The sequence below is a fragment of the Yoonia sp. genome, from assembly GCF_036007805.1.
Classification (GTDB): domain Bacteria; phylum Pseudomonadota; class Alphaproteobacteria; order Rhodobacterales; family Rhodobacteraceae; genus Yoonia.
The window spans coordinates 1-7409 of sequence record NZ_DASYOK010000118.1; the positions used below are offsets into that span (position 1 = coordinate 1).

7 protein-coding genes are annotated in these 7409 nt (G+C 56.5%); 2 read left to right on the forward strand and 5 right to left on the reverse strand.

All coding sequences use genetic code 11. The features are described 5' to 3' along the window. From VGP75_RS06605 to VGP75_RS06620, 4 genes are all read right to left on the reverse strand, one after another. The coding region (locus VGP75_RS06605) for an ATP-binding cassette domain-containing protein (RefSeq protein WP_327542897.1) at positions 1 to 521 on the reverse strand (521 nt) is incomplete at its 3' end. A gap of 5 nt (positions 522 to 526) precedes the next feature. Further along, positions 527 to 1441, reverse strand: a complete 915-nt coding sequence (locus tag VGP75_RS06610; RefSeq protein ID WP_327542898.1) for an ABC transporter permease — start codon at positions 1439 to 1441, stop codon at positions 527 to 529. Between the two features lie 12 nt (positions 1442 to 1453). Continuing rightward, positions 1454 to 2437, reverse strand: coding sequence for an ABC transporter permease (locus VGP75_RS06615; protein ID WP_327542899.1), 984 nt, complete (start codon positions 2435 to 2437; stop codon positions 1454 to 1456). Positions 2438 to 2542: 105 nt separating this feature from the next. After that, positions 2543 to 4147, reverse strand: a complete 1605-nt coding sequence (locus VGP75_RS06620) for an ABC transporter substrate-binding protein (protein WP_349256072.1) — start codon at positions 4145 to 4147, stop codon at positions 2543 to 2545. A gap of 293 nt (positions 4148 to 4440) precedes the next feature. Between VGP75_RS06620 and VGP75_RS06625 the strand changes: the two genes are divergently transcribed. Both VGP75_RS06625 and VGP75_RS06630 read left to right on the forward strand, forming a co-directional pair. Further along, on the forward strand, positions 4441 to 5256 hold the full coding sequence (locus tag VGP75_RS06625; RefSeq protein ID WP_327542900.1) for a formate/nitrite transporter family protein: 816 nt from the start codon (positions 4441 to 4443) through the stop codon (positions 5254 to 5256). Positions 5257 to 5648: 392 nt separating this feature from the next. Beyond that, complete coding sequence (locus VGP75_RS06630) at positions 5649 to 6323, forward strand: hypothetical protein (protein ID WP_327542901.1); 675 nt, start codon at positions 5649 to 5651, stop codon at positions 6321 to 6323. On the opposite strand, the gene VGP75_RS06635 is transcribed toward VGP75_RS06630, so the two are convergent. Next, positions 6320 to 7231, reverse strand: a complete 912-nt coding sequence (locus VGP75_RS06635; protein ID WP_327542903.1) for an NAD(P)-dependent oxidoreductase — start codon at positions 7229 to 7231, stop codon at positions 6320 to 6322. The two genes, VGP75_RS06630 and VGP75_RS06635, sit on opposite strands and share 4 nt — an antisense overlap. Positions 7232 to 7409: the final 178 nt, after the last annotated feature.

The following is a 7409-nucleotide window of genomic DNA, read 5'->3' on the forward strand; positions in this document are numbered from 1 at the left end:
GGCTCGGCGCAAAGTGCAAGGGCAATGACAACGCGCTGGCGCATGCCGCCCGAAAAATGATGCGGGTAATCGTCGATGCGCCGCGCAGCCGCAGGAATACCCACGCGGTCAAGCAAGGCGATGGCCTTTTTGCGTGCCTCACTTTCGGAAATATCCGCATGGGTGCGGATGGTCTCGCTCAACTGCTGGGCGACGGTATAGAGCGGGTTCAGGCTTGTCAGCGGGTCCTGAAACACCATGCCGATCCGTTTACCACGAATGCGGCGCATGGCTTCGGCGCCCAGATTGTCGATCCGTTCGCCTTTCAGCAGGATTTCACCGCCAGCAATGCGCCCCGGTGGTTCCAGCAGGCCGATGATCGCAGCACCGGTCAAGGATTTGCCAGCACCGGATTCGCCCACGACCCCCAGCACTTCGCCAGGCTTAATGTCAAAGGACACATCGTCAATCGCGGTCAAGACGCCGCGACGTGTGGGGAATTCGACCCGCAGGTTGCGGACGGACAGCAAAGCATCGGTCATATTTGTCACCTTAGCCGTGGGTTCAGCGCGTCGCGCAGCCAGTCACCCAAAAGGTTAACCGACAAAGCGAGCAGCAAGAGGGCGATGGCCGGAAACAGCAAAATCCACCATTCGCCAGAGAAGAGATACTGCTGGCCAATCCGGATCAGCGTGCCAAGGCTGGGTTGTGTCGGCGGCACGCCGACGCCAAGAAAGGACAGCGTTGCTTCGGCGATAATCGCAAGCGCCAGACCGATCGTCGCGATAACGAGCACAGGTCCCATCACGTTGGGCAGGATATGGCGCAAGACGATGCGCGCAGGGTGAACACCAATGACGCGGGCGGCCTGCACGTATTCCTTGGATTTCTCGACCATGGCGGCACCGCGCACGACGCGGGCATATTGCACCCAGTCCGACAGGCCGATCGAAACAATCAATACCCAGATCGCCACCTCTTCACGCATCGAGGGCGGGATAAAGCCGCGCGCCACGCCAAAGATCAGCAACGCAATCAGGATGGACGGAAACGAGAGCTGCACATCTGCAATACGCATGATCAGGCTATCGACCCAGCCACCGCGCCACCCGGCCAAAAGCCCGAGCCCGATGCCCAGCACCAGTGCAAACACCACGGCCGAGAAGCCCACAAATAGCGAGATCCGCGCGCCATAAAGGATCGTCGAGAAGATGTCGCGGCCCTGATTGTCGGTGCCCATCAAATAGGTATTGCCGGTGAACTGGTTCGGCTCACCAGGCGGCGTGAAACCGTCCATCAGGTTCAGCGACGCCGAATTGAACGGATCATGGGGCGCGATCCAGGGTGCAAAGACGGCCCCCAGAACAATAATCAATGCAATGACTGCGGCAACAATTGCGACTGGTGAATGCCGAAAGGACCACGCGATATCACTGTCCCACATGCGAGCAAGGCGGTTCATGTCAGTAAATCCTTAATGCCGTGTCGCCGCGCGATCGACGCGCAGCCGCGGATCAACCGCATAATAAAGCAGATCAACGATCAGGTTGATGATCACGAACACCAGCGCAATCATCATCAGATAGGCCGCCATCACCGGCACATCGACAAAGCGGACCGAATTGATGAACAAGGCGCCCACACCTGGCCACTGGAAGACGGTTTCCGTGATTATGGCAAAAGCGATGATGGACCCCAATTGCAAACCGGTAATCGTAATCACCGGCACCATGGTGTTCTTGAGGGCATGGCCAAAGTTGACCGCGCGATTGCTCAGGCCACGGGCGCGGGCGAATTTGATATAGTCGGTGCGCAGCACTTCAAGCATCTCGGCGCGGACAAGACGCATGATCAGCGTCATCTGATAGAGCCCCAGCGTGATCGCAGGCAGGATCAAAGAGGCGCGCCCTGTGGGTGTCAGGAAACCGGTGGTCCAGCCGCCGATCTCAACCGTTTCACCACGCCCGAAACTGGGCAGCCATTGCAGCTCGACCGCGAAAACCCAGATCAGCAGCACACCGATCAGAAAGGTGGGCAGCGACACGCCGATCAATGACACCGTCATGATCGTGTTCGACACCCAACCGTTGCGCCGGAGCGCGGTATAAACACCAAAGCCGACACCAAAAACAAACGCCAGCACCCCCGACACCAGCGCCAGTTCCAACGTTGCTGGCAAGCGCGACAGGATCAGTTCCATCACGGGCTGTTGCAAGCGGTAGGAAATGCCAAAATCGCCTTGGGCGGCGCGGGTCACGAATGTCGCGAACTGGCTGAGGAACGGGTCGTTCAGGCCCAACTGGTCGCGCAACGCATCGCGGTCGGCAATCGACGTTTCCTGTCCGACCATCGAATTGATCGGGTCACCGACAAAACGAAACAGGGCAAATGACACCAAAGCCACGACAAGCATCACCAAGACGGATTGCAGGATACGGCGGATGATATAGGCCAACATTCTGGAACAGCCCCCTCATTGCTGTGCGAATAGGTCAGCCCCATTGACACAAATACAAATTGCCCGCGTGGCGCTAAACCACGCGGGCAAAAGGTTCAAGACGTATTAGTTGTTGAAAGTGACAGTTGTCATCTTCGGCTGGTTCTCAGGATGCACATCAAGGTTGATGTCGTCACGCATCGCATAGGCCAGCATCTGGTTGTGCACGTTCAGGAAAACGCGGTCTTCCATCACTTGATCCCAGATTTCAGCGATCGTCGCATCGCGCGCTTCCAGATCTGTCATCGTCTCCAATGATTCGATCTTTGCATCAAGTTCGGGGTTCGAGTAACGCGAACCGTTGAAGCTGCCATAGGCGTCTTCACGGGTGTGCACGAGGAAGTTGAAGACATAGGCGCTGTCAAATGTCGGCACGCCCCAGCCCAGCAGATAGAAATCGGTTTCCCAGTTCTCGATCAGCGGGAAGTGCAGGCTGCGTGTTTGTGACACAAGGTTCGCGTTGATATTCGCGCGCCCCAGCATACCCACCATCGCCTGACAGATCGCTTCGTCGTTCAGATAACGGTCATTCGGGCAGTTCAGATCCACCGAGAACCCGTCAGGATAACCCGCTTCCACCACAAGCTGCGCGGCGCGTTCCACATCTGGTGAACCGTAAGCGTTCATCTCTTCGGTCCAGCCGTTCACGAATGGCGGCAACGGGGCCGCAGATGGCTGTGACTGGCCACGCATCACAACCTGCTGGATCGCGTCGCGGTCCAGAACGAGGGCCATCGCTTCGCGGATTTCAGGCTTTTTGAACGGGTTATCCGGTGCATCAGAGGACCGCAATGTATCCGACACCATGTCATAGGCGAAAAAGATGTTGCGGTTTTCAGGGCCGGTTGTGATCTTGACGCCTTCGGTTTGCTCAAGGCGTGCGATATCCTGCACGGGCACATCCTGTACCACATCGACTTCGCCTGACAGCAGTGCGGCAACGCGGGTCGCGGCCTCTGAAATCGGGGTGTAGATGATCTCGGTCACGGCTGGGGTTTCGTCCCAGTGGCCATCAAACGCAGCCATCACAGTGCGCACTTCGGGATCACGCGACACCAGTGTGTAAGGGCCGGTTCCGTTGGTGTTGCGCACGGCAAAGTTTTCTTCACCAGCGGCAAAGTTCTGTGGTTCAACTACGTCGTTTGCCTCGGCCCAACCCTGGTCCATAATGAATGTGTTTGTCAGGTTCTGCACGTAAAGCGGCGACGGGCCGGTCATTTTGACGTGGACGGTATAGTCATCGACCATAGACACGCTTTCAACGGCACTGTGCAGCGCCTTGAAACCCGAGCTTTCGGCGCGGACACGGTTGAGCGAGAACACGACATCTTCGGCATTGAACTCGGAACCATCATGGAACGTCACACCTTCGCGCAGCGTGAAAATCCAGACAGAAGGGTCTTCTTCGCTGATGCGCCAATCCGTTGCCAGACGCGGTGTCAGAGACCCGTCTGTCGCACGCCCGACGAGCGTTTCATAGATGTGGTGCAGCAATGTCGAGGTCGGGCCCTCGTTCTGGGAATGCGGATCAAGCGTCAGCGCATCAGCGACACGTGCCCAGCGCAGGGTTTCAGCGTTGGCAGACACCGAGGTCATTACGAGGGCGAGGGCGGACACCGAAAGCATTTTCCGCGCACGCGTGAAACTGTGATCCTTGGTAAATATCGACATAGAGGTCTCCTGCTGGTTAAGGCGATGATTTGATTTTTTACTGTGACGCACTGTGCAGGGTAAAACCGCAAAGTGCCAGACATGCTGTTTTGTGCTCAATTTTTTCGGGACAGACAACACCTTGGTTTTGGAAAAACACAACTGATTGTGCCCTTACCGTACGGCAGCTGTCGCATTGCCCAGCGCCCACCTCCAACGACGCGCAGGCATGGTTCGATAAAGCGATGCAATTTGCCGGTTCTTTGAATTTCGCATGATTTCAGCTAGTTCCTCTAACAGGAAAAGGTGATTTCATGACGAAATATAAAGAAAAGCAAACCATCGAAGATGCCACCAGCCTTGCGCCGCGCCTGATATACGAGGTGATCCGCCGCGAGGGCGAAGAGGCATTGCAAAGACCTGCCAAATCATTGATCTGGTCCGGCATAGCGGCAGGCCTGATGATCAGCTTTTCCGTTCTTGGCGAGGCAATCCTGCGCACCTATTTGCCCGATATGCCCAGCCGTCATTTGATTGAAAACCTTGGATATAGCTTCGGATTCCTGCTCGTGATCCTAGGGCGGCTGCAATTGTTCACCGAAAACACGATTACGACCGTATTCCCGTTGGTCGCCAAACCGACACCCCACATGCTAACGAGTGTCCTGAAGCTCTGGGGCATTGTCTTGGCGGCAAATGTGGTGGGTGCGCTGGCGGCGGCCAGTCTGTTTGCATTCACGCCCGCTATTCCATCGGATCTGCTTCCGGCGATCGCAGCGCTGTCCGAACATGCGCTTGGGTATGATCCGGCAACAGCGTTTATGCGCGCTATTCCGGCGGGTATTCTGGTCGCAGCTCTCGTGTGGATGATCCCGCAGTCAACGCATTCTGTCTTTTGGCTGATCGTGGCGATCACATGGCTGATCGCAGCAGGGGATTTCGCGCATATCGTGGCCGGATCGGTCGAGATGTGGTTCTTGCTGGTCACTGGCGCAACAACGGCAGGAGACGCTGTCTTTGCATTCTTCTTGCCCGTCCTTGCAGGCAACATCGTTGGCGGCACATTGGTCTTTACCATGCTGGCATGGGGACAGGTACAGGAGGAAATCGACGAGAACCCGAAAGAGTGAACAGACCTGGCTGTCCGGCAGAAACCGTGCCGGGCGCACAATTTAATCGGCAGCGATGTTTTGAAATGACGCACCGCTTTTGGCGAAAATATGCGCAAATATTGAATTTTTTCTTGATAAAGCCTATATCAGGGTAGGCTAAGCCGACCGTGATCGGCGCGAAACGACGCAAGAAAGAGGGGCGGAATGCCACAGCAAGACCGACCTGGAGCGCCTGCGACGCATGAATATGCCGTCCGCAAGTGTGGCCGCGCCGTAGCCTTCTAATCCCTTAAAATCTGCGCAAGGCATCGCCAGTCACTGGCCGTACCGTCGCGACCAATCCGTTCCAGCCACCCGCGCTACCGGACGTTTCATCACTATTACGATACTTAGAAAGAAAGGAATTTCTCATGCTATTTTCAGTAAACGATATTTTTGGATTTGTTGCCGAAGCCGAGGACTTCAAGGCCTCAATCATTGATGCCTTCGTTGACCGGAAGACAATGCAGATCAAACACCTCGCCATTGATACGGGCGGATTGTTGTCCAATCATACCGTCGTCGTTTCAGCCGACAAAATTGGCAAGATCGACCCGGACGACCGTCTGGTGACGCTGCAACTGACCAAAGCTGACGTGGAAAATCTGGAAGTCATTGAAAAGGTGGGCCTTGATGACGGGCTGCAATTCAGTGACATCCCCTCATTGATCCTTGGACCATCAAGCAAGGATGTCGCCGCCACGTTTCTGGAAAAGAACGCACCGGACGGCAGGCTGTTTTCAGCGCGCAATGTCTCGGGCTCTGTCGCCTGTCACGGAGAAGAGAACCTTGGCAAGGTGATTGGCCTTCTGGCTGGTTCGGCGGACCTGACCGTCAGTCACCTTGCCGTTGATACAGGCGTGGTATTGCCCGAAACACAGCGTGTCCTGCCGATCAATCTGGTGGAAACTGTCGGCAACGCCGATACCAAAACAGTGCTCACGATTGATGCAGCGACGCTGGACGCCAGTCCGCAGCTTGAAAATACCGCCGCCCTTGACCGGCACTGGGCTGACAAGGTGGCCACATACTATGGTGTCTTCTAGTCCAAGCCGTTCTGCCGCGCGACATAATCGACGAGATGCGGCACATAATCCTCTGGCCCGCTGCCCCCGGCGGCGCTGGCCAGAGCGAAACTATTTTTCACCGCATTGCCGATAGGATTGGCAAGCGCGACATTGTCGGCCATCGCCTCAAGATAGCGCAAATCCTTGAGTGCATTGGTCAGCGTGAACTTATGCGCCTCGCGGTTGCCCTCAACCGCGTAGCCCATGAAGGTTTGATAGAAACCGCAATCCATCCGGCTTCCGCGAATGACGGAGTCAAACTGATCCACCGAAATGCCGACCTTACGCGAGAGCGCCAGCGCCTCGGAATAAAGTGCGGCATAGCCAAGCGAGACGAAGTTGTTCAGTAACTTCATCTTGTGCCCAGCCCCACACGGCCCGATGTGCACAATCGCGCCAGCCCAGCTTGCGATCACCGGTTCGAGCCGCGCGAAAATCCCGGCATCCGCCCCGACCATTGTGGCCAATTCCCCCTGCTCGGCTTGCACTGGCGTGCCGCCAAGTGGCGCATCGGCCATATGGCACCCGACCTCTGCCAGTTTCTGCGCCAATGCGATTGTGGATGTCGGATCAGACGTCGAGCAATCGACAATGATGCTGCCGGGCTTGAGCGCTGGTAACAGCGCGCCGACGATCTCTTCGACCTGCGGCGATCCGGGGGCGCAGATGTGGATCACCGAACACGCCGCCGCCATTTGGTCAAGGTCGCTGACCTCAACCGCGCCAAGTGCTGTCAGGCTCTCGATCGGGGTCCGGTTGCGGTGGGCGATCACCGTGACAGGATAGTCTGCCGCGAGCAGGTTCTTGGCAATCCCGTGCCCCATAAGGCCAACACCAACAACACCAATTGTTTCGTTTGTCATTTGGCCTGCACTCCTTTGATTTATCTGTCGTAATTTGGCGCAAGGGACACCGCGCCACGCCGGTGGAGTCTAAGGCTTTCGCTGTCGGAAAGCCAGATCTGCACAGGTTTCGGCATATTCCGCAATAACCGCCCGCTATGCACGCAACGCAGTACCGCGTACCTCAAAAAAATTGAACCCGGCAGCGTATTGAACTAATTTT

Coding starts and splice junctions, on each gene's coding strand:
- VGP75_RS06625 (WP_327542900.1), top strand. CDS start 4,441: ATGACGAAATATAAAGAAAAGCAAACCATCGAAGATGCCACCAGCCTT.
- VGP75_RS06620 (WP_349256072.1), bottom strand. CDS start 4,147: ATGTCGATATTTACCAAGGATCACAGTTTCACGCGTGCGCGGAAAATG.
- VGP75_RS06610 (WP_327542898.1), bottom strand. CDS start 1,441: ATGAACCGCCTTGCTCGCATGTGGGACAGTGATATCGCGTGGTCCTTT.
- VGP75_RS06615 (WP_327542899.1), bottom strand. CDS start 2,437: ATGTTGGCCTATATCATCCGCCGTATCCTGCAATCCGTCTTGGTGATG.
- VGP75_RS06630 (WP_327542901.1), top strand. CDS start 5,649: ATGCTATTTTCAGTAAACGATATTTTTGGATTTGTTGCCGAAGCCGAG.